The sequence below is a fragment of the Ruegeria sp. AP12 genome (genome assembly GCF_056540025.1).
On sequence record NZ_JBQFVZ010000041.1, the window covers coordinates 1 to 1,774 of the forward strand.

Sequence of the window (1,774 nt, forward strand, 5' to 3'; positions counted from 1 at the left end):
GATGTGGTGTTCCTTCACCACGCGCCCGCTGATCCTGCGCACCTATGGCACCGCACGCACCCTGCATGCGGGGGATGACGGTTGGGACGAACTGGCAGGTCAATTCCCCAACCACCGCAGCGAGCGGCAGATCTATGACCTCAGTATTGATCTGGTGCAGACCTCCTGCGGCTATGCGGTTCCGTTCATGGAGTTCCAGTCGGATCGCGACACGATGCAAAAATGGGTCGACGGCAAATCAGACGACGATATCCGCGCCTATTGGGTCGCGAAGAACCAGCAGACGATTGACGGCAAGCCCACCGGCGTTCCGGTCTAGACCATGCTTGCCCCCTATCTGGATCAGATCAAGGCACATGCCGATGCCGAGCGCGCGGAACAGGTCGCGGTCTATCACAAGGCCGAGCGTCCCTATCTGGGCGTCGCGGTTCCTGTTCTCAACGATCTGACCAAAGCCTGGCGCAAGGAATTGTCCATTGCTGAGCGCGTCACCCTCGCGGATGCGCTCTGGCAGACCAACATTCACGAGGCGCGCGTTGCGGCCTCCAAACTGCTGACCCAGGCGCGCATTCGCCCAGATGAGGATGTGTGGGCCTTGTTGCAAAGCTGGGTGTCCGATTTCGACGCATGGGCCATCGCCGACCACGCTTGCACCGCCATCCAGAAACGCCTGAGCGCCGATCCCACACGGCTGGATCAGGTTAAAACATGGACGGGATCAGACCACATGTGGACCCGCCGCGCTGCTCTGGTCTCAACGCTTCCTTGGACCAAGCAAAACCACCCCAAACCAGAAGATCTGGCGCGCCGAGATCGAATCCTCGGGTGGGCCGCGGGCTATGTGCCCGATCGGAACTGGTTCATTCAGAAATCCATTGCGTGGTGGCTACGGGAACTCTCCAAACATGATCCCAACCGGGTCGTGGCTTTTCTGGAAACGCATGGAGACGCGATGAAACCCTTTGCCCGGCGCGAGGCCGGAAAATACCTGAAGGGTTAGTTGGCGTAGACCTCGACCTCGACCAACTGATCAAACGGCACCAGCAACGCCCGCATGGCATCTAGTGACAAACGGCTGCCACCTGTCTCGGGCCCCGAGGCCGGAACCAGAGTGATATAAGCCTGCGCGCCGGTTTTCGGCACAACAACCCGCGCGGTCACCTCGGAATCGACCAAGGGTGTCTGCATCCAGCGGCCCGGAGTCGACGGATCGCCCAACCCGGCAATGGTGGTCTTGGCGCCGGTCCAGTTCGCTGTCGCGGTTGCGGGCTGGATATAGGCAGAGCTTTCCGCCTCGGCAGGTGCGGTCTCTACAGCAGCAGGCGTTGGCTCTGCCGCCGCTTCATCGCGCCCCAACAAACGATCCGTTGTCGAACGCACGGTATCGCACCCGACCAGCAAAACGCAGGATATCACAAGCAGTTCTCTCATACCCCGAACCTACAACCCCTCATGCAGCTGCACCAGACCAAAGCACAGTTCGCTCTTGTCGTGGGCCTGTTCCAGCTTTACCTATACCGCATGACTGCTCCGCTGATTGATCCTTTCGCCCGTGCCATCACCTATCTGCGCGTCTCGGTAACCGACCGCTGCGACTTTCGCTGCGTCTATTGTATGTCCGAGAACATGACCTTTCTGCCCAAGAAAGAGCTGCTGACGCTGGAAGAGCTGGACCGCATGTGTTGCACCTTGGTGAATATGGGCGTTGAGAAACTGAGCATCACCGGTGGTGAGCCGCTCCTGCGGCGCAATATCATGTCGTTCTTCAACTCCA

At 59.6% G+C, this 1,774-nt stretch carries 3 protein-coding genes and 1 pseudogene; 3 read left to right on the plus strand and 1 reads right to left on the minus strand.

From position 1 onward, the window contains the following. Positions 1-319, plus strand: a pseudogene (locus ACR0E6_RS20985) (pyridoxamine 5'-phosphate oxidase family protein); the annotation flags it as partial. Positions 320-322: 3 nt separating this feature from the next. Next, a complete protein-coding gene (locus tag ACR0E6_RS20990; RefSeq protein WP_480564751.1) occupies positions 323-1,000 on the plus strand; it encodes a DNA alkylation repair protein in 678 nt (225 codons plus the stop codon). On the opposite strand, the gene ACR0E6_RS20995 is transcribed toward ACR0E6_RS20990, so the two are convergent. Beyond that, the gene (locus ACR0E6_RS20995) at positions 997-1,431 is read right to left on the minus strand and encodes a hypothetical protein (RefSeq protein ID WP_480564748.1); all 435 of its coding nucleotides are present in this window, start codon (positions 1,429-1,431) and stop codon (positions 997-999) included. The two genes, ACR0E6_RS20990 and ACR0E6_RS20995, sit on opposite strands and share 4 nt — an antisense overlap. 90 nt (positions 1,432-1,521) lie before the next feature. On the opposite strand from ACR0E6_RS20995, the gene ACR0E6_RS21000 reads away from it, so the two are divergent. Continuing rightward, a partial coding sequence (locus tag ACR0E6_RS21000) for a radical SAM protein (protein WP_480586930.1) occupies positions 1,522-1,774 on the plus strand: 253 nt, incomplete at its 3' end.

Bases quoted from the DNA above. Each gene is read 5' to 3' on its own strand.
- ACR0E6_RS20990 (WP_480564751.1), top strand. From the start codon at position 323: ATGCTTGCCCCCTATCTGGATCAGATCAAGGCACATGCCGATGCCGAG.
- ACR0E6_RS20995 (WP_480564748.1), bottom strand. From the start codon at position 1,431: ATGAGAGAACTGCTTGTGATATCCTGCGTTTTGCTGGTCGGGTGCGAT.